Source organism: Pseudarthrobacter sp. CCNWLW207 (assembly GCF_037203945.1).
GTDB lineage: Bacteria > Actinomycetota > Actinomycetes > Actinomycetales > Micrococcaceae > Arthrobacter.
This window is the reverse complement of record NZ_JBBCBS010000007.1, coordinates 189,155-207,975: the sequence shown is the minus strand read 5'-3', so window position 1 is coordinate 207,975 and position 18,821 is coordinate 189,155. Positions and strand designations below refer to the sequence as shown.

Sequence of the window (18,821 nt, the reverse complement as noted above, 5' to 3'; positions counted from 1 at the left end):
ATGACGTCGATTTGGTTGGACCGCAAAGAATCCTTTAGTCCTGACACCTTCCAGGCTGGCAGCGCATACGACACCGTGGTCGCCGGGGCCGGGCTAACGGGGCTCGTCACCGCGTTATTGCTCGCCAGGTCCGGCCAGCGGGTCCTCGTGCTGGAGGCCCACTACCCCGGCGCGGTGACCACAGGCAATACCACGGCCAAGGTCAGCCTCCTGCAGGGAACAGTGTTGTCCGGGCTGGCCCGCCAATATTCGGCAAAGCAGGTCCAGGCCTATGTGGACGCCAACCGGGAGGGGCAGGCCTGGCTGTTGCGTTACCTTCAGGAGCAGGGCGTGCCCTTCCAGCCCCGGGACGCGTACACCTACGCCACCACGGGCGACGGGCTGGAACGGCTCCGCGAGGAACTCACCGCCGGGACCACCGCAGGCCTGGAGATTGACTACACGGGCGACGCCGGCCTTCCCTTCCCGGTGCAAGGCGCCTTGAAGCTGGCAGGCCAAGCCCAGATCAATCCCATGGACGCCCTGGACGCCCTCATGGTGGACCTCCGCAGCCGTGGCGGAACGATTGTGGGCGGCGTGCGGCTGCGGGATGTCTCCGGGAGCGGCCCACTGACAGTCCGGACGGACCGGGGCGACGTCACAGCCAACCATGTGGTGCTGGCTACCGGAATCCCCGTGCTGGACCGCGGCCTCTACTTCACCAAGCTCAAGCCGCTCCGTTCCTACGCCGCGGCCCTGGAACTGCCCGCGGAGCTGGCGCCCCCACCGGGAATGTACCTTTCGGCCGAGGAACCTACGCATTCGCTGCGCGACTATGAAACGGATGGACGCAGGCACCTGCTGGTGGGCGGACATGGCCATCACGTGGGGCGGACAGCTTCGGAGAAGGCGCACCTGGACGGGCTGCTGGACTGGGCGGGCACCCACTTCCCCGGTGCCACAGCCACCCACACCTGGTCAGCCCAGGATTACCAGGCCACCAACCTCATGCCCTTCTTTGGGACAATGCCGCGGGGACGGGGGCGGATCCTTTTCGGCACGGGCTACAACAAGTGGGGCATGACCAATGCCGTGGCCGCGGCCCTGGGCATTTCCGCCGACATCCTGGGCGGCCAGCTCCCTTGGGCGGACACCATCCACCACCGGGTCACGTCCCCGGCCGGAGCACTCACGGCGGTCAAGCTCAACGCCCAGGTGGCCGTGAAGCTCGCTTCCGGATGGGGCAAGGTGGCCGCTGGGGATCGCAAGGCACCACGGCATGCTGCCGCTGCAACGCCGGCCGACGGCGAAGGGAAGGTTTACCGCGAGGGCGCCCGTCCGGTGGCGGTATCCACTGTGGACGGAACCACGTGCAGGCTCTCTGCGGTCTGCACCCATCTCGGCGGAATAGTCACCTGGAATGACAGCGAACTGACCTGGGACTGCCCGCTGCATGGCTCCCGGTTCAGCAGCGACGGACATCTCCTCGAGGGCCCGGCCACAAAGGATCTCCCGCGGGCAGACAAGGGTTGAACGTCCCGGTGGGAGGGGCCGGAGCCGGCGATTCCGGCCCTGGAATTCACTGGCCCGCCGGGGCTGGCCGTCCTGTCGGTGGGGTAGGGCATGATGGAGGCATGCAGGAGAACCAGCCGCCTGAAACCGGTGCACACGCCGTTTCAGACGCCCCCATGGGCAGGTTCAGCCGCCCCACCCGGGACTGGTTCCTGGGCGCCTTTTCGGAGCCGACTTCTGCCCAGATTGGCGCCTGGAACGCCATCTCCTCCGGCTCGCACGCCCTCGTGGTGGCGCCCACCGGGTCAGGCAAGACCCTCGCGGCCTTCCTGTGGGCCCTGGACCGCCTGCTGTCCTCGGCCCCGGAGCCTGCTCCGGAATTGCCCGGCATCGAAGCGCCTGCAGGAAAGGGCAGGCGCCCCCGGGCTCCCAAGCGTAAAACCCGGGTGCTGTATATCTCGCCGCTGAAGGCCCTGGGCGTCGACGTCGAACGGAACCTCCGCTCACCCCTGATCGGCATAACGCAGACGGCCAAGCGGCTGGAGCTGCCTGCCCCGCTGATCACTGTGGGCGTCAGGTCCGGGGACACCACGACGGCGGACCGCCGCGCGCTGCTCAGCAACCCGCCGGACATCCTCATCACCACGCCCGAATCGCTGTTCCTGATGCTGACGTCCAGGGCCCGCGAAACGCTGACCGAAGTGGACACCATCATCGTTGACGAGGTCCACGCCGTCGCCGGCACCAAGCGGGGGGCGCACCTGGCCGTTTCGCTGGAACGGCTCGATGCCCTGCTGCCCAAACCGGCCCAGCGCATCGGACTTTCGGCCACGGTTGAGCCCCGCGAGCTGGTGGCCCAGTTCCTTGCCGGGTCCGCACCGGTAGAGATCGTGGCGCCGCCATCGCGCAAAAACTGGGACCTCACTGTTTCCGTTCCGGTGGAAGACATGTCCGACCTCCAGGGCGCAGCGGGGGCCCACGACTCCGGGCCGGCTTCCGGGCTCCAGCCACAGGCGTCCATCTGGCCACATGTGGAGGAAAAGATCGTTGACCTGGTGCTGGCCAACCAGTCCACCATCGTCTTCGCCAACTCCCGCCGCCTTGCCGAGCGCCTCACAGCGCGGCTGAACGAGATCTACGCCGAGCGGCAACTCGTGGCCGTGGGCGGCGGTTGGGGGGACGTTGAGCCCGGGGCTGCAACGGACGGGCCTGCGGGTGTTCCGGCGTCAGCTGTACCGGTGTCCACGGCAACACCCGCCCACATGATGGCGCAGGCCGGCAGCACCGCCGGCGCCGATCCTGTGCTGGCCCGCGCCCACCACGGCTCCGTCTCCAAGGACCAGCGTGCCCTGATCGAGGACGACCTCAAGTCCGGCCGGCTGCGGTGCGTCGTTGCCACCTCGTCCCTGGAGCTCGGCATCGACATGGGAGCCGTGGACCTCGTGGTGCAGGTGGAATCCCCGCCCTCCGTGGCCAGCGGCCTGCAAAGGGTGGGCCGGGCCGGTCACCAGGTGGGCGAAATTTCCCAGGGCGTACTCTTCCCCAAGCACCGGGCAGACCTTGTCCACACCGCCATCACCGTTGAGAGGATGCTCGGGGGAAAGATCGAGCGGCTCTTTGTCCCGGCCAATCCCTTGGACATCCTGGCGCAGCAGACTGTTGCAGCCACTGCCTTGGGCAGCATCGATGTGGAGGAGTGGTTCTCCACGGTCCGGCGGTCCGCGCCCTTCGCCTCCCTCCCCCGTTCCGCCTTTGAGGCCACGTTGGATCTCCTGGCCGGCCGTTATCCGTCCGACGAATTCGCGGAGCTCCGCCCCCGGATCATCTGGGACCGCAACGCCGGCACCATCGAAGGCAGGCCGGGCGCCCAACGGCTAGCCGTTACCTCGGGCGGCACCATCCCTGACCGCGGCCTGTTCGGCGTCTACATCATCGGCACCGAGATTGAAGGTTCGGCTTCCCCCTCAGGTGACGGCAAGGCGGCCACACCCTCCCCGGCCAAGGGCGGCCGCCGCGTGGGCGAACTCGACGAGGAGATGGTGTACGAATCCAGGGTGGGCGACATCTTTGCCCTCGGCGCCACGAGCTGGAAGATCGAGGACATCACCCACGACCGCGTCCTCGTATCGCCAGCCTTCGGCCAGCCCGGCAAACTCCCCTTCTGGAAGGGTGACTCGCTGGGCAGGCCCGTGGACCTGGGCCGCGCGCTGGGCGCCTTCGTGCGGGAACTGTCCGCGTCCGACGTCGGGCCTGCCACCGAACGCTGCCAGGCCAGCGGCCTGGATGAATTCGCCGCGAACAACCTGATCCAGTACCTGGCAGAGCAGAAGCTCGCCACTGACGTGGTTCCCAACGACACCACCTTGGTGGTGGAGCGGTTCCATGATGAACTCGGTGACTGGCGTGTGATCCTGCACAGCCCGTTCGGCATGCCAGTGCACGCTCCCTGGGCGCTCGCCGTCGGACAGCGCCTCCACCAGCGGTATGGCGTGGACGGCTCCGCAATGGCCGCCGATGACGGCATTGTGCTGCGCGTCCCGATGATGGAGGACGAGCCGCCCGGGGCTGAGCTTTTCCTTTTTGACCCCGAGGAACTGGAACAGATTGTCACCGCCGAGGTGGGCGGCAGCGCCCTGTTCGCCTCGCGCTTCCGCGAGTGCGCCGCTCGCGCCTTGCTGCTCCCCCGCCAAACTCCGGGCAAGCGGCAGCCCCTGTGGCAGCAGCGCCAGCGGTCCGCCCAACTCCTGGACGTGGCCCGAAAGTACCCCACGTTCCCCATCGTGCTGGAAACGGTCCGCGAGTGCCTGCAGGACGTGTACGACCTCCCTGCACTGAAAGACATTGCGGCGTCCATCGAACGACGCGAACTGCGGATTGTGCAGACCACCACCCAGCAGCCGTCGCCCTTCGCGAAGTCCCTGCTCTTCGGGTACGTGGCGCAGTTCCTGTATGAGGGCGACTCCCCGCTGGCCGAACGCCGTGCCGCCGCCCTGGCACTGGACTCGACGCTCCTGAACGAGCTGCTGGGCCGGGTGGAACTCCGTGAGCTGCTCGATGCCAAAGTCATCGAGGCCACCGAGCTTGAACTGCAGCGCCTGGCCCCGGACCGCCGTGCCCGCGGGCTGGAAGGCGTTGCCGACCTCCTAAGGCTCCTTGGTCCGCTGGCCATCGAAGAGGTCGCGGCGCGGCTGGAACCGGCCACAGTGCCCGATTCCGCCCCCGTGGCTGAACCTGCTCCGGTGGGTGGGCCCGCCGAAACCCTGCACGCCGACGCCGCCCTTGCAACTTCCCACCTGGCCGCACTGCAGCGGGCCAACCGTGCCATCAAAATCAATATCGGCGGAGTGGAGCGGTTCGCCGCCGTCGAGGACGCTGCACGCCTGCGGGATGCGATCGGTGTCCCGCTGCCGATGGGCATGCCGTTGGCCTTCATCGAGCCCGTGGCGGATCCCCTCGGCGATCTTGTGTCCCGGTATGCCCGGACCCACGGCCCCTTCACGGCATCCGAGGCAGCGGCACGGCTGGGCCTTGGCGTCGCCGTTGTCAGCACGGCACTGAAGCGCCTCGCCGCGGACGGGCGTGTGGTGGAAGGCGAGTTCCGGCCCCATGCCACACCGGGCCGGGAAACCCCACCCATTGAAGGTCCCCTGGACGTAGCCTCCGCGGACCTCGTGGACCCGGATGCCAGCCACTCCGATCCGGCGGTGCAGAACCCCACACCGCTGCCAGAATCCACGCAGGTGCACGTGTCCCCGCCCACCAGCGAATGGTGCGACGCCGAGGTGCTCCGGAAGCTGCGGCGCCGGTCGCTGGCGGCACTGCGCGCAGAAGTGGAGCCGGTAGATGCCGCCGCCTACGGGCGGTTCCTGCCCGCGTGGCAGCACGTCAGGACGCCAGGCGCCGGCCGCGGACAGCCTTCCCTGCGCGGGCTGGACGGAATCATTACCGCTATCGACCAGCTGTCCGGGGTTCCGGTCCCGGCATCGGCCTGGGAGCCGCTTGTGCTGGCCAGCCGGGTCTCCAACTACCAGCCCGCCATGCTGGACGAGCTGATGGCCGCCGGGGAAGTCCTCTGGTCCGGCGCCGGCGGGCTTCCCGGGAACGACGGCTGGATCAGCCTGCACTTGGCAGATTCGGCCGAACTGACGCTGAACCCCGCCGTCGAATATGAGCCCGGCGACGCGCAACAACGGCTGCTGGACTACCTCCGGAACAACGGCGGCGGCTACTTCTTCCGCCAGTTGACGGAGGTTGCCGGGGGCATGGACGCAGTGTTGAGCGACCAGGACGTGGTGTCAGCTTTGTGGGACCTCGCGTGGGCCGGGCGGATCACCGGCGACACCTTCGCGCCTGTCCGGGCCCTCATCGCCGGGGGCCACACGGCCCACCGCCAGGTTTCGAAGGCACCACGGCTGCGGGCTCCAAGAATGAGCAGGCTGGGCCGCTCCCACGGCACGGGCCTCTTAGGCTCCCCTGGCCTGGGCTCCTCTGGCTTGGGCGGCGGGCGCTACGGCACAGCATCCGGAGCCGCGGCCACACCGCCAATGGCAGCCGGACGCTGGTCCGCCCTGCCCTCACCGGAGCTGGACCCCACCATCCATGCCCGTGCCACCGCTGAGCTCTTGCTGGACAGGTACGGCGTTGTCACCCGGGGCTCGGTTATGGCCGAGCAGATCCTGGGCGGTTTCGGCCTGATGTACAAGGTCCTGGCCCGGCTGGAAGAGGCTGGGCGTTGCCGCCGCGGGTACTTCATCGAACATCTCGGGGCTGCCCAGTTCGCGGTTCCGGCAACGGTGGACAGGCTGCGCTCCTATTCCGAGGACACCCAGATTGTGAAGCCCGAGCCCATCGCCCTGGCGCTGGCGGCCACCGATCCGGCCAACCCTTATGGGGCTGCCCTGCCCTGGCCCGCCCTCAATGAGGAGGCCGGAACCGGCCACCGGCCCGGACGGAAGGCGGGTGCACTGGTGGTGCTCGTTGACGGCGCGCTGGTCCTTTACGTTGAACGGGGAGGCAAAACACTGCTGGCCTTCAGCGACGACGAACCCGTGCTGTCCGCTGCCGGCTCGGCGCTGGTGGGTGTGGTCACGCGCGGCGCCGTGGACAAGCTCATCATGGAGAAAGTGAACGGCCATGGCATTTTGGACACCCCGGTGGCAGCAGCCCTGGCCGCGGCCGGGGCATACTCCACCCCCAAGGGGCTGAGGATCCGTGCCTGAGGGCGACTCCGTCTGGCGGGCTGCCCACCAGCTGCACCAAGCCCTGGCCGGGCAGACGCTCACCGCGTCGGACTTCCGCGTCCCCCGGTTCGCCACCCTCAACCTCGCAGGCTGGACCGTGGAAGAGGTGGTCCCCCGAGGCAAGCATCTCCTGATGCGCGTCGTGGGGCCGGAGAATCGGAAACTCACCATCCACTCGCACCTGAAAATGGAAGGCAGCTGGCAGGTCTATCCGCCGGGAGGACGCTGGCGGAAGCCGGGTTTCACCGCCCGGTGCGTACTCCGCACGGCCGCGGCAGACGCCGTCGGATTTTCCCTGGGCATCGTGGAGGTGGTCAAGACGGCGGAGGAGGACACCATCGTGGGCCATCTGGGTCCGGACCTGCTGGGTCCGGACTGGGACCCAGCCGAGGCGGAACGGCGGATCCGCGCGGCACCCGACGTGCCCATCGGCGTCGCCCTGCTGGACCAGCGCAACCTGGCAGGCATCGGCAACATCTACCGCTGCGAGGCGTGCTTCCTGTCCGGCGTGCACCCGGCGTCGCCGGTATCGGGCGTGGCGGACCTCCGGACCCTGATGACGGACGCCAAACAGCTGCTTGAAGCCAACCTGGGTCCGGGCCGCCGGGTAACCATCCTGAATCCGCGCGGCATGCCAGTGGGACGGATGGCGGGCCGGCCAGGCTACTGGGTTTACGGGCGCGAACACCAGCCGTGCCTCAAGTGCCGGACCCCCATCCGGCGCGACGTGCTCGGCAAACCCAACGGCGAAGAGGAACGGGACATCTATTTCTGTCCACAGTGCCAGCCGGTCCTGGCTAACGGTTCCTAGGCGTTCCGGGCCAGCGGTTCAGCACCAGCGGGGTCGACGGCGGCCAGTGGACCGGCAGGCAGCTCACTGGCCCCGGGCTCGGGGACAAGTGCCGGTGGAATAGCCGCTGGCACCATAAACCACGGGAGCAGCAGCTGCACCAGCGGTCCGATGGCGAGGGCGTAGACCACCGTGCCCACCCCCACGGAACCGCCCAGTAGCCAGCCAACTGCGAGCACCACAACCTCAATCAGGGTGCGCGAGACCCGAACCGACCAGCCGGTGCGCCGTGCCAGGCCTGTCATCAGGCCGTCCCTGGCCCCTGGACCGAACCGGGCACCGATGTAGCAGGCGGACGCGATGCCGTTCAGCAGCACGGCGCCTGCCAGCAGGCCGATCTGGCCACCCAGATGCGAGAACGTTGGGATCAGGGCCAAGCCAACGTCCGCGAAAACGCCCACCAGCACGGCGTTGCAGAGCGTGCCGAAGCCCGGCCACTGCCGCAGCGGGATCCAGAGGAGCAGTACCAGGAAACTGACAATGATGACCACTACACCGATGCTCAGTCCGGTCCTGCCGGCAACGCCCTGATGGAACACATCCCACGGGTCCAGGCCAAGGCCGGCCCGGATGAACATGGCCAGGGATATGCCGTACATGGCGAGGCCGACAAAGAGCTGGAGGAGTCTGCGGGTCAACATAACGACAACTGTGACAGCTAACTGGCATTGAAACATATAGCCAGTTTGAGATACTGGCATCATGTCCCCTTCACTGAACCCGTCCGCATTGGCCCGTCTCCTGGGCGAGTGGAACCTCGGTGCCGCACCTGCCTACCGCGAACTGGCCGACGTCGTGCGCCTCCTGGTCCTTGACGGCAGGGTGGCCCTGGACACCGCCCTGCCCAGCGAGCGCGGGCTCTCTGAGGCATTGGGTGTCAGCCGGACCACGGTGACAGCGGCGTATGCCCACCTCCGCGAGCAGGGTTTTCTCAGCAGCGGGCAAGGCAGCAGGGGCCGGACCCGGATTCCCCGCCTGACGCCGCTCGGTACGACGGTGCTCAGTCCGGGCGTGACAGGCACAGGGCGGAGCGCCGGAACTGTTTCTCCGCGAGTCGCGACAGCTGGGCTCGCGGCAGCCGGACTCGCTGCCCCCGGGCTGGCGGCACCGGAAGGCCTGATCGACCTCGCCTACGCATCGCTGCCCGCCAGCGGCGAGGTGGTGCACCGCGCGTTCGCGGCAGCACTCACGGAACTTCCCGCGCTGCTGCCAGGATTCGGGTATGACGCCATGGGCCTGCTCCCTTTGCGCGAGGCCGTGGCCGCCCGCTACTCCGCTGCCGGCGCGCCGACCAGCGCCGAACAGATCTTGGTGACGTCGGGCGCCCAGCACGCCCTGAACATCATCATCCGCGCGCTGGCGGGCAGGCAGGACAGGGTACTGGTGGAACATCCCAGCTATCCGAACGCCCTCGATGCTATCCGTGCGGCCGGCTGCCGGGCCGTTCCAGTGGCCTTCACCACGGCCCACGGCGCCAAGACTGACAAAGCCGACGGCGGTCCCCCCGCCTTGGTGTGGGACATGCAAGCACTGCAGGCCACCATGATGCAGCAGCGCCCGAAGGTCGCGTACGTGGTGCCGGACTTCCATAACCCCACGGGTCAGCTGATGCCCGATCTCCAGCGCCGCCAACTGGTCCGGGCAGCCGCAGCCGCGGGAACGGTGCTGGTGGTCGACGAAACCCTCCGGGAACTGAACCTCGACGGCGCGGAGACCACTCCCGTGGCAGCCTTTAGTCCCGAGGTGGTCACCATCGGCTCGCTCAGCAAGTCCCACTGGGGCGGGCTCCGTACGGGCTGGATCCGCGCCTCAGAAGCCATGATCCAACGCTTTGCAGCGGCAAGGACATCCCTGGATCTGGGTGGACCGGTCATGGAACAGTTGGCGGCGGCCCACCTGGTCCGTGCCCTCGAAGAACCCCTCCCCTCACGGCTGACCGCCCTCCGGGACAACCGCACAGCCCTCCTGGAACTCCTCGCAGGGCACCTCCCGGAATGGGAAACGGGGCGCCCGGCCGGCGGACTGTCGGTCTGGTGCCGGCTCCCCGCACCGTTCAGCACCGCTCTGACGGTGATTGCCCCCGACTTCGGCATCCGGCTGGCCGCAGGGCCCCGGTTCGGAATTGGCGGCGCCTTCGAACGGTACCTCCGTGTTCCGTTTACCTTGCCACCGGAGCAACTGGAGATCGCAGTCCTGGCCCTGCGTTCGGCCCAGGAAAGGCTCGACGCGGCCCCGCAGCTTCGCCGGACCCTCAAGAACGCTCCGGCCGTGGCCATCGCCTGACGGTCAGCTCTCGAAGGACCCGGCGCCCTTTCCGGTCAGGGGCCGCTTTCCGGGTCAGGTGGCGCTGGCGCCGCGGCCGGCGGTCCGGCCCATCCGCTGCTTTGCGGTGTTTGTTCCGGCCCCGACCGGGACATGCGCGGTGGCCTTGGCGAGGCCAAACAGCGGCATGCCGTTGTAGACGACCTCAATTCCGCCGGCAGGCACCTGGTAGGTCTCATGCCAGACGCCCACGTCCCCGGTACCGGCGAGTTCTTTCATAAATCTGCGCCAGGGCTCCAGGTGCGGGGATTCTCGGTCGGCGGCGAACTTCTGCAGGTGCTCCGGGCTCTCCCAGTAACTGAGCAGCATGGTGGTGCGGCCGAACCATTGCTCATATCCCAGCATTCCTGCCGCCGGGTCCGCAGCCAGGTGCTGGAGCATCTTGGGCATGGCGGCAGCCACCTTGCCGACGGTTCCGACCTTCCACCACCTGTTTGCCCTCATCCCGATCAAGAAGACCGTCACGGATTCACGTTCCGGGTCAGCGGTGTAGCGGCCCGGAAATACTTTCTGCGCCATGGGAACTCCTTGGGTTCAGGGTCTCATAACCTTGTTTCATAACAACGTTACGAAACAAGGTTATGAAACAATGAACCTCATGGCAAGACCTGTAGTGCACACCGATTCCCTACGGCAGGAGCTGTTGGCCGTCACCGCCGACCTGGTGGACCGGGACGGCCCTGCGCGGGTGACGCTGCGCGATGTGGCAGCGGCTGCCCGTACCTCCACCACGGCCGTCTATTCGCTGTTCGGCGGAAAATCCCAACTCCTGACCGCCGTCGTGGACGACGGATTCCGTTCATTCCATGACTCACAAGTGGCAGCCTCCCCGGGTGGACTGCAGGGATTGGGCACGGCCTACCGGGCCTGGGCGCTGGAGCACCAGGCCCTCTACCGGCTGATGTTCGGTGGCGCCTTGGCTGCGTACGTCGACTGCCAGCCCAGTCCTGATGTAGCCGCCGATGCCATGGTGCCCCTGATCAACGCCGTCGCCACAGCCCAGACGGCTGGAACCCTGCTGCCGGCACCCGCGGAGATGGTCGCCGTCGCTATCTGGGGGCAGGTCCATGGCCTGGTGAGCCTGGAACTGGCGCAGGTGGGGCCGCCGGACGCGGACTGGGCCGCAGTGTACAGCTCCGCCCTCGACGCCATCGCCCGCGGTTGGGCCGCCTGACGCCCTGAATTCGCGAGCACCCGCGTGGACGTTCCCGCCGCGCTGAACCGTCCGCGATGCGCAAAGCCCCCCCTATGCGTAGACCTTTTCCAGGAACAAGCCCCAGGCCTTGGCGGTGGCGTCCGGGTCACCACTGCCACTGAAGTCGTGGACGGTCATGCCCACCGGAGCGCCAAAGGCGTTGCGGCCAAAGAACCGGTAAAGCGTATCCGCCGTCCGCAGCCCCAGGAAGTTCTCATTGGAAAAGTCCACTTCGCCGGAAAGCCGCCCCACGCCGTCGACCTCAAGCTCAACAGTGGCGCCCTGCGCGGCAGTGTCCACGCCCAGCGCCTCCTTCAGCCGTTCGAAACCGTCCGGGGACTGCGACGCCGCCGGAGCCTGGATGTCCGTGAACACCACAGGCTTGCCATCGAAATACTTCAGGTACTGGCCCAGCGTGTGGAGGTAGAACTCCGTGTGCTTGCTCGCGCCGTCGTACTGCTCATCCCAGTTGTCGGCGAAAATCCCGCTGTGGACATAATGCAGCTGTGCGCGGCCGCCGTCGACCGGTTCCAGGACGTGCTCCAACTGGTTGAACCAGCCGTCCGGGCCGTCCATCCGGGAGACGAGGTGCGTGGGGTACTCCTGGACAGTCTTGACGTCCGGCCACTGATCCGTGGGGAACATCCATGCCGGAGTGCCTTTGGTCACGGCTTCCCAAACACGTTCGGGAGTGCCCGGAAGTTCGGTGTCGCAGACGATTTCAAATTCACGCTTGTCAGTCATTGTCCTGCTCCTTCGCTGAAAAGGGTTTGATGGGGGTCTTAAGTACGGGGTGAAGCGCGACGACGAGCCGATGCTTCCGCCCGCTGCCCGCCGGGGTGCCGCTTCGACGAGTGCCGCTGCCGCCGTCGTGATACTTGTCCACCAGCCGGGTCACCGCCACGCCGAGCTCCTCGGCAAATGCGGCGCGGTCTGCTGCGGTGCGGAAGGTTATCTCGCCGTCGATCGCGAACGTTGCGAGCTTTTGCCGGGCGGCGGCGGCACCGGCGATCAGCTTGCCCATTTCCTGGACCATGCGGCCCGCGAGCGCCAACAGCCAGAAGGCCGAAAAGCGGTCCGAGAACCTGTGCGGGTCCGGGGCCACCGAGGCTAGAGCCACCGGCGAAATCAGGTAGGAGGCCGCCGTCGCCTGGAGGACGCGCTCAGTGACGTTCCCCTTGCGCCGCTCCTCCACCAGCTCCACCAGCCCGTGCCGTTCGAGGGCCTTGAGGTGGTAGTTGACCTTCTGCCGGGGCAGTCCCACTTTGGCGGCGAGCTGCGTGGCCGACCCCGGCTTAGAGAGCTCCCGGAGGATACGCGTCCGGATCGGGTCCAGCGACGCCTCCGCCGCAGCGGGGTCCTCGATCACTTCGATCTCCAACATGCTTAAAGTATGGCTACCGACAACTTTTATTGTCAAGAACTTTTTTACCGTCGGTAACAGGACGCGCGGGGACCTAGGAGCCGGCAAAGTAGAATGGACCGGTGATGCAATCCCCCCTCCCTGTGCGCGACGGCGTCAACGCCACCCGCCTGCGCCTCCCGGACGAGGGGCCGTGGGACACCGCGCTGGACTACATGATGCACCGCTGGGGCCACATTGATCCGCAGGGCATCGAGGACAGGTTCGACGCCGGGGAGATCGTTGGCGAGGGCGGCATCCCCCTGGACCGGGCCACCAGGCTGGCGGACCACACCTTCATTTGGTACTACCGCACGCTGCCGCCCGAGACCCGTATCCCGGTGGAGCTGGACATTCTGCACCAGGACGAACACCTCCTCGTGGTGGACAAGCCGCATTTCCTGCCCACCACCCCCGGCGGCACCTACATCCAGGAGTCGGCCCTGGTCCGGCTCCGGAACCAGCTGGACCTTCCGGACCTGATCCCCATGCACCGCCTGGACCGGATGACCGCAGGCGTGCTGCTGCTGTCCACTAATCCCGAAACCCGCGGCAGGTACCAGGTGCTCTTCGAGAAGCGCCAGGTACAAAAGGAGTACGAATGCGTCTCCGCCGCTGAGCCAGGGCCGGGTTACCCCGCCGTCGATTTCCCAGTTGTGGTGCGGAACCGGATGACCAAGTCCCGCAGCTACCTGCTGGCCGAAGTGATCGACGGCGAACCCAACGCGGAGACCCGGATCGAGCGCCTGGAAACGTTCGACGGCGGCACTCCCGGAGGTGCCGCGGGCACCCACACCCCCGGCACCCATTCCGCGGGCGCCCCCGCCACTGGCAACGGTCCGCAGCGCCTGGCGCGCTACCGGCTGGAGCCGCACTCCGGCAAAACCCACCAGCTTCGGGTACATATGGCGTCGCTGGGCCTGGGCATCGTCAACGACGCCTTTTATCCCGACCTGCTGGACAAAGCCCCCGACGACTACACCAAGCCCTTGCAGCTCCTGGCACGCGGCATCAGGTTCGTGGACCCCATCAGCCAAAAACCAGTGGAGTACCGCAGCCGGCTGGAGCTCAGCGAGGTTGCCAGAACACGGCCTTGAAGTCCTCCTCCATCTCGGAGCTGAACAGCACAAATTCCACCAACTCGAGCGCGCTGGCCGGATGTGAGGCACCAAACCCGCTGACAGCGTCGTACGCAGCTGCGGCCACGTCGCTACCCCGCCAGCCGTAGACCCCGCCGCCCACGGCCGGGAACGCGATGGAGCCGGCACCTACTGAATCCGCGACCCGCAGGCTTTCACTGAAGCACGACACCAGCAGCGCCCGGTTGGTCTGCCCGGCATGGCGGTTCGGCCCCACGGTGTGGATGACCCAGCGCGCCGCGAGTCCGAAACCCGGAGTCGCGACGGCGGCACCCACGGCCAGTCCATGCGGCAGGTCAGTGTCGCGCAGAGCCCGGCAGGCAGCCAGTAACTCGGGCCCCGCGGCCCGGTGGATGGCCCCGTCCACGCCCCCGCCGCCCAGCAGCGAGGAATTCGCCGCGTTCACGATCGCGTCCACGGAGCGGGCGGTGATGTCGCCTTGGAGAACCTGGATGCGCATGCGGCCAGTGTCCCATCGGAACCCTCTGGATGACAGGCCGGAGCAGGAATATCCTGTGTGCAGGGTTCGCGCAAAGGTGGGAGAACCATGGATACGCTCAGTGAGATCCCCGGGGACCGGACGGCCGCCACATTCGCCTACGCCGCTGCAGGCCTCGGTGTAGTGGGCGTGGCAACCCTTGGCGCCATGTACGCCATCGAGGTGCCCAAGAATGGGCCTTTCATCTTCGGCACCATCAACGACGCCACCGGAGGCGTCTTCAACCTGGTGATCATCCCCGTGGTGGTCCAGGTTCACCGCCGCCTTCGCCGAACGCCGGGTTCAGAGACGGCCAAATGGGTAGTCATCATTGCCTCAGGTGCCGGCGCCGCGAGCTCTTTCCTGCTCGTTTTCAAGAAACTCGATTTCACGGTGTCCACCGGTATCTCCGTCGGGGCCATGACCGTCCAGGCTGCCTGGTTCCTGCTGGCCAACCGTGCACTGCTCAAAGCAGGAGGCTACCCCCGGGACCTCGCGAGGCTGGGACAGTTCATCGGCGGGGCCTTGCTGGCGGCCCTCCCGGTGGCGGGGGTCGCCGTCGTCGGGCGGGCACCGAAATGGTTCCGCTGGGGCATCGGGGGCGCCGGAATAGCGGTGGGAGCCGCAGCGTGGGCCGCCTGGCCATACTGGTACTTCCTGGCTGCGCGGCACCTCAGCCACCGGCAGTCGGGGTAAGCGCCCACACCGCCCCGGCCGATAGTGCGGTACTTTGTGGCCATGGACTTTGGCAACGCGGACAACTGGGGGGCTGCGATCTACTTCTGGATCATCCCCGTGGTCCTCGGCGATGCCATCTTCCCTCCCATCCCGTCCGAAATGGTGGTCATCACTGGCGGAGCGCTCTCGGCCGACGGCCGGGCCAACGTCTTCCTTGTGGGAGCTCTGTCCGCTGTGGCGTCCTGGATTGGCGATATGGTGGTTTTCCAGCTTTTCAAACGCCGGCTGAGCCATGTGCTTGATCGCTGGCGCTGGGGCAGGAAAGTCCACCACGGCATCCACGAGGCCATCGCCAAAGCCGGCCGCTCCTCCACCTACGGGACCATCATCGGAGCGCGCTTCATCCCGGGTGGACGCTTGGCGACGTCGGCTGCCGCCGGAATTGCCGACGTCTCGGTCCGCGGGTTCAGCCTCTGCGCGGGCCTCGGCGCAATCCTCTGGGCGTGCTGGCTCGTAGGCCTGGGCTACTTCACCGGTTCCGCCACGAAGCTGCCGTTCTGGGCCAGCTCCCTGATCGGGGTGGCCCTCGGCCTGGTGATCGGCGTCGTCGTCGGAATAATTGCGACCCGGCGCCGCGGCACCCGCTCCCCCGTGGACGAGCCGCCCCCTGCGGCTGAGGCCCCGGGAGCGTAAGGCCCCTCGGCAGCTGAGCTAGATCGGCGCCCAGCGGCCGCGGTTACGGCGGAGCACCATCAGCGAGCCTGTCAGCGCAACGCGTTCGACGGCGTCGCGCATCATGGCTGCCGACTCCCGCGCCTGCTGGTTCTCACCGTTGTATTCCGTGGCTTCGACCAGGAAGCGGAGGTTCAACTGCGGGACGCCGCCGGCAATGTCGAGTTGGTTGGACTCCACATGGTGGCGGGTCTCCAGCGCTTCTACGGCGGCCGCCATCACGGCTTCCGGCGGGTTGCCGGGCTTCAAGCCGGTGATCTTCAGGCGCGTCTGGAACGAAGGCATGCCGTCAACCTTACCTAGACCCCGTGTTGCCCTATCACTTATGGTCCTTATCCGGGCCGAATGAGGACCACAAGTGATAGCGCAAGCGGTGGTTAGCCGGTGTTGCGGAGGCCCGCTGCCACACCGTTGACCGTGATCAGCATGGCCCGCTGGAGGCGTTCGTCGATCTCAGCCCCGCTGATGCTTTCACCCTCGGCGCCCTGGCCAGCCCGCACGCGGCGAAGCAGTTCCACCTGCAGGTAGCTGATGGGGTCAAGGTACTGGTCGCGGATCTCCAGGGAGCGTTTAAGCGTGGGCTGGGCATCCAGGAGCACGTTTTCGCCGGTCAGGTTCTGGATCTCGGTGACCGTGAGGTCGTACTCCTCGCGGATGGCCCGGAAAAGGTGGTGCAGGTCTTCCGGGACCAGGGTGGCCACGTAGTAACCGGCGATGTCCAGGTCCGTCTTGGCCAGCGTCATTTCCACGTTCGAGAGAACCGAGCGGAAGAAGTGCCAGTTCTCCATCATCTCCACCAGCTGGGCGGAGCTCCCGGCCTCACGGGCAGCCTTCAGGCCCGAGCCCACGCCGAACCAGCCCGGCACGATCTGCCGGGACTGGGTCCAGCCGAAGACCCAGGGGATGGCTCGCAGGCCGCCGAGGCCGGCGCCGGAGTCCGGGCGCTTCGACGGGCGCGAACCGATGTTCAGGGAGCCGAGCTGCTCCACGGGTGTCGAAGCCATGAAGTACGCGGGGAGGTCCGGATGGTCGATCAGCTTCCGGTACCGGTCGAAGGCGGCGTCGGAGATGGTTTCCATGACGTGCCCGTACCGCTCGCGCTGGTCATCGGACGTCCGCGGATCGCGGTGCAGCGCCGAGCCTTGGAGCACGGCGGCCAAGGAAAGTTCGAGGTTTTCGCGGGCCAGTTCAGGCAACGAGTACTTGTCCGAGATGACCTCACCTTGTTCGGTGAATTTGATCTCGCCTTCAAGTACGCCGTTGGGCTGGGCCATGATGGCGTCGTAGGTGGGCCCGCCGCCACGGCCCACGGAACCTCCGCGGCCGTGGAACAGGCGCACCCTGACACCGTGCTTCGCGGCGACGTCGCGGAGTTTCCGCTGCGTCTTGTGGATCTCCCACTGGCTGGTCATCACACCGGATTCCTTGTTGGAGTCCGAGTAGCCGAGCATGATTTCCTGGACGTCGCCGCGGAGCCGTACCAGTTCGCGGTAGGACGGATCGGAAAGCAACTGGTCCACGATCTCCGCAGAGGCCCGGAGTTCCTCCACCGTTTCCAGGAGCGGTGCGAACCCGATCTTGGCGTGCGGGTTTTCACCGAAGAGGTTCACCAGGCCTGCTTCGCGGGCCAGGACGGCTGCAGCAAGGACATCGTCCGCGCCGCGGGTCATGGAAATGATGTACGTCTCGATGACGTCCGGGCCGTAGATGCGCAGGGCGCGGCGGATCTCGCGGAAGACGTCGTACGTGCCATCGGCCACGCCGTCGAGCTTAATGGGGTGCCCGGAGAGCGGGCGGCGCGAGGCCAGCTCCGATCCCAGCACCTCGAAGCGCTCCTCCCGGCTGAGCTCCGCATAGCGCAGGCCCGGGCCGCCGAGCCGGTCCATCAGCTGGCCGACGGCATCATGGTGGTGGTCGGCGTGCTCCCGGATGTCCAGGGTGGCAAGGTGCAGGCCGAAGGACGCCACGGCCCGGCGGACGCGTGCCAGCGCACCGTCGGCAGCGAGCGACGCCGAGTGGTTCCGGAGCGACAGTTCCAGCAGTTCGAGGTCGGCCAGGAGCTCGTCCGTGGCGCTGTAGTCACGGCCGTGCTCGTGCACCGCGCCGGTAGCCACGCGCTTGCCCGTGTTGATCAGCTTGGCCTTGATGCAGGTGAGCTTGAGCCGGTAGGGCTCCTGGGCATTGAGCTCCAGCACGCGTCGGTCCAGGCCCGGAAGCTTTTTCAGGTCTGCGTCGATGGATTCCAGCAGCTCCTTGTCCGCGCCGGCAAGGGCGGTGGAGTTGGAGAGGATGGAGATCAGTTCATCGATCATGCCGATGCTGATGCGCACTGCGTGCTGGTTCTGGATCTGGAGGATTTCGCGGGTGACGGACGCCGTGACGTTGGGGTTGCCGTCCCTGTCGCCGCCGATCCAGGACCCGAAGCGGATGGGCGCGTTCTGGTTGGCCAGGGTGACGCCGTGTTCGCCGAGCAGTTCGGAGAGTTCGGTGAGCATCTCGGGCATGGCGTCGGTCAGGATGCCGCCGAGGTAGTAAATAGCATTGCGGGCCTCATCCACCGGAGTGGGCCGGACCTGGCGGAGTTCGTCCGTCTGCCACATCTGGTCAATGATTTCGGCCAGCTGGCGGTCCTGCCGGCGCCGGGCCGTGGTGCCCTCGTGGGTGGGCTGGGCCAGCACGTCGGAGAGCTTGCGGATTTTGTCCAGCACCGAGCGGCGCGAGGCCTCGGTGGGGTGGGCTGTGAAGATGGGCCGGACATCCAGCCCGTTGACCACTTCCTGGAGCACGGCCGGGCCGGCTTGGTCGGCGATGTCGGACACGGCCTTGGCCAGCCAGCCGTCCTTTTCCGCCCGGGTCCGCAGGCCGCGGACGCGGTGGACCTGTTCGGCGGCGTTGGCGAGGTGGAAGTAGAAGGCGAAGGCGCGCACCAGGTCAGTGGCCTGCTCGATGGGCAGGGAGCCGAGCAGTTCGCGGACCTGGGCGACGACGTCGTGGGCGCTCCACGGGCCGGTGGCATCCGCGCCGCCGCGGGCAGCTTCCTTGGATTCCTTAGTCAGGAGGCGTACCTGCTCCACCAGGTCCAGGAGTTCGGGTCCGTGCTGGCGAACCAGCGATTCACCCAGCAGCGTGGAAACACGCCGGACATCAGCCCTCAGCTCTGCGGCAAGGTCAGTTTCGGAATTTATTGCAGTGTCAGCCATGGAAACTATCTTTCGAGGGTTCGGACTTGGCTCGTACACTGCGCTGGATACCTGTGAGCCACGTTACTAGCTAAAGATGCTACCCGCAGGTGGC

The 18,821-nt window shown here is 67.2% G+C and carries 15 protein-coding genes; 8 read left to right on the top strand and 7 right to left on the bottom strand.

Annotated features, from left to right (window positions below; genetic code table 11):
• The 3 genes from V9L17_RS14290 to V9L17_RS14280 all read left to right on the top strand — a co-directional run bounded on the left by V9L17_RS14290 (position 1) and on the right by V9L17_RS14280 (position 7,542).
• The gene (locus V9L17_RS14290; RefSeq protein ID WP_337351906.1) at positions 1-1,512 is read left to right on the top strand and encodes an FAD-dependent oxidoreductase; all 1,512 of its coding nucleotides are present in this window, start codon (positions 1-3) and stop codon (positions 1,510-1,512) included.
• A 101-nt stretch (positions 1,513-1,613) separates the two neighbouring features.
• On the top strand, positions 1,614-6,710 hold the full coding sequence (locus tag V9L17_RS14285; protein WP_337351905.1) for an ATP-dependent helicase: 5,097 nt from the start codon (positions 1,614-1,616) through the stop codon (positions 6,708-6,710).
• Entirely contained in the window at positions 6,703-7,542 is an 840-nt protein-coding gene (locus tag V9L17_RS14280; protein ID WP_337351904.1) for an Fpg/Nei family DNA glycosylase, read from the top strand. The genes V9L17_RS14285 and V9L17_RS14280 overlap by 8 nt, the downstream gene beginning before the upstream one ends.
• Here V9L17_RS14280 and yczE read toward each other — a convergent pair.
• A complete protein-coding gene (gene yczE, locus V9L17_RS14275; RefSeq protein WP_337348034.1) occupies positions 7,539-8,222 on the bottom strand; it encodes a membrane protein YczE in 684 nt (227 codons plus the stop codon). The two genes, V9L17_RS14280 and yczE, sit on opposite strands and share 4 nt — an antisense overlap.
• Positions 8,223-8,283: 61 nt before the next feature.
• Here yczE and yczR point away from each other — a divergent pair, with 61 nt between their 5' ends.
• Positions 8,284-9,864, top strand: coding sequence for a MocR-like transcription factor YczR (gene yczR, locus V9L17_RS14270; RefSeq protein ID WP_337351903.1), 1,581 nt, complete (start codon positions 8,284-8,286; stop codon positions 9,862-9,864).
• Between the two features lie 54 nt (positions 9,865-9,918).
• Here the strand turns inward: yczR and V9L17_RS14265 are convergent, their stop codons facing one another.
• Positions 9,919-10,422, bottom strand: a complete 504-nt coding sequence (locus V9L17_RS14265; protein WP_337351902.1) for a DUF4188 domain-containing protein — start codon at positions 10,420-10,422, stop codon at positions 9,919-9,921.
• Positions 10,423-10,501: 79 nt separating this feature from the next.
• On the opposite strand from V9L17_RS14265, the gene V9L17_RS14260 reads away from it, so the two are divergent.
• Entirely contained in the window at positions 10,502-11,077 is a 576-nt protein-coding gene (locus V9L17_RS14260) for a TetR-like C-terminal domain-containing protein (RefSeq protein WP_337351901.1), read from the top strand.
• Between the two features lie 72 nt (positions 11,078-11,149).
• Here V9L17_RS14260 and V9L17_RS14255 read toward each other — a convergent pair whose 3' ends face one another.
• Together V9L17_RS14255 and V9L17_RS14250 are read right to left on the bottom strand one after the other, a co-directional pair.
• Positions 11,150-11,842, bottom strand: coding sequence for an SRPBCC domain-containing protein (locus tag V9L17_RS14255; RefSeq protein ID WP_337351900.1), 693 nt, complete (start codon positions 11,840-11,842; stop codon positions 11,150-11,152).
• A complete protein-coding gene (locus V9L17_RS14250; protein WP_337351899.1) occupies positions 11,835-12,482 on the bottom strand; it encodes a helix-turn-helix domain-containing protein in 648 nt (215 codons plus the stop codon). The genes V9L17_RS14255 and V9L17_RS14250 overlap by 8 nt, the downstream gene beginning before the upstream one ends.
• Positions 12,483-12,586: 104 nt before the next feature.
• On the opposite strand from V9L17_RS14250, the gene V9L17_RS14245 reads away from it, so the two are divergent.
• The gene (locus V9L17_RS14245) at positions 12,587-13,597 is read left to right on the top strand and encodes an RluA family pseudouridine synthase (protein ID WP_337348110.1); all 1,011 of its coding nucleotides are present in this window, start codon (positions 12,587-12,589) and stop codon (positions 13,595-13,597) included.
• On the opposite strand, the gene V9L17_RS14240 is transcribed toward V9L17_RS14245, so the two are convergent.
• Positions 13,569-14,099, bottom strand: coding sequence for an O-acetyl-ADP-ribose deacetylase (locus V9L17_RS14240; RefSeq protein WP_337348028.1), 531 nt, complete (start codon positions 14,097-14,099; stop codon positions 13,569-13,571). The two genes, V9L17_RS14245 and V9L17_RS14240, sit on opposite strands and share 29 nt — an antisense overlap.
• An 87-nt stretch (positions 14,100-14,186) precedes the next feature.
• Between V9L17_RS14240 and V9L17_RS14235 the strand changes: the two genes are divergently transcribed.
• Together V9L17_RS14235 and V9L17_RS14230 are read left to right on the top strand one after the other, a co-directional pair.
• Entirely contained in the window at positions 14,187-14,813 is a 627-nt protein-coding gene (locus V9L17_RS14235) for a hypothetical protein (protein WP_337351898.1), read from the top strand.
• Positions 14,814-14,855: 42 nt separating this feature from the next.
• The gene (locus tag V9L17_RS14230) at positions 14,856-15,488 is read left to right on the top strand and encodes a DedA family protein (RefSeq protein ID WP_337351897.1); all 633 of its coding nucleotides are present in this window, start codon (positions 14,856-14,858) and stop codon (positions 15,486-15,488) included.
• 18 nt (positions 15,489-15,506) lie between these two features.
• Here V9L17_RS14230 and V9L17_RS14225 read toward each other — a convergent pair whose 3' ends face one another.
• Positions 15,507-15,812 (bottom strand): hypothetical protein, encoded by a 306-nt coding sequence (locus V9L17_RS14225; protein ID WP_337348025.1) that lies wholly within the window; start codon positions 15,810-15,812, stop codon positions 15,507-15,509.
• Positions 15,813-15,904: 92 nt separating this feature from the next.
• A complete protein-coding gene (ppc, locus tag V9L17_RS14220) occupies positions 15,905-18,727 on the bottom strand; it encodes a phosphoenolpyruvate carboxylase (protein WP_337348024.1) in 2,823 nt (940 codons plus the stop codon).
• Between the last annotated feature and the right edge of the window lie 94 nt (positions 18,728-18,821).

Excerpts from the sequence above, each read along its gene's own strand:
- V9L17_RS14255 (WP_337351900.1), bottom strand. The coding sequence starts at position 11,842 with ATGACTGACAAGCGTGAATTTGAAATCGTCTGCGACACCGAACTTCCG.
- V9L17_RS14260 (WP_337351901.1), top strand. The coding sequence starts at position 10,502 with ATGGCAAGACCTGTAGTGCACACCGATTCCCTACGGCAGGAGCTGTTG.
- V9L17_RS14225 (WP_337348025.1), bottom strand. The coding sequence starts at position 15,812 with ATGCCTTCGTTCCAGACGCGCCTGAAGATCACCGGCTTGAAGCCCGGC.
- V9L17_RS14250 (WP_337351899.1), bottom strand. The coding sequence starts at position 12,482 with ATGTTGGAGATCGAAGTGATCGAGGACCCCGCTGCGGCGGAGGCGTCG.
- yczE (WP_337348034.1), bottom strand. The coding sequence starts at position 8,222 with ATGTTGACCCGCAGACTCCTCCAGCTCTTTGTCGGCCTCGCCATGTAC.
- V9L17_RS14235 (WP_337351898.1), top strand. The coding sequence starts at position 14,187 with ATGGATACGCTCAGTGAGATCCCCGGGGACCGGACGGCCGCCACATTC.
- V9L17_RS14265 (WP_337351902.1), bottom strand. The coding sequence starts at position 10,422 with ATGGCGCAGAAAGTATTTCCGGGCCGCTACACCGCTGACCCGGAACGT.
- V9L17_RS14290 (WP_337351906.1), top strand. The coding sequence starts at position 1 with ATGACGTCGATTTGGTTGGACCGCAAAGAATCCTTTAGTCCTGACACC.
- V9L17_RS14285 (WP_337351905.1), top strand. The coding sequence starts at position 1,614 with ATGCAGGAGAACCAGCCGCCTGAAACCGGTGCACACGCCGTTTCAGAC.
- V9L17_RS14245 (WP_337348110.1), top strand. The coding sequence starts at position 12,587 with ATGCAATCCCCCCTCCCTGTGCGCGACGGCGTCAACGCCACCCGCCTG.
- yczR (WP_337351903.1), top strand. The coding sequence starts at position 8,284 with ATGTCCCCTTCACTGAACCCGTCCGCATTGGCCCGTCTCCTGGGCGAG.
- ppc (WP_337348024.1), bottom strand. The coding sequence starts at position 18,727 with ATGGCTGACACTGCAATAAATTCCGAAACTGACCTTGCCGCAGAGCTG.
- V9L17_RS14240 (WP_337348028.1), bottom strand. The coding sequence starts at position 14,099 with ATGCGCATCCAGGTTCTCCAAGGCGACATCACCGCCCGCTCCGTGGAC.
- V9L17_RS14230 (WP_337351897.1), top strand. The coding sequence starts at position 14,856 with ATGGACTTTGGCAACGCGGACAACTGGGGGGCTGCGATCTACTTCTGG.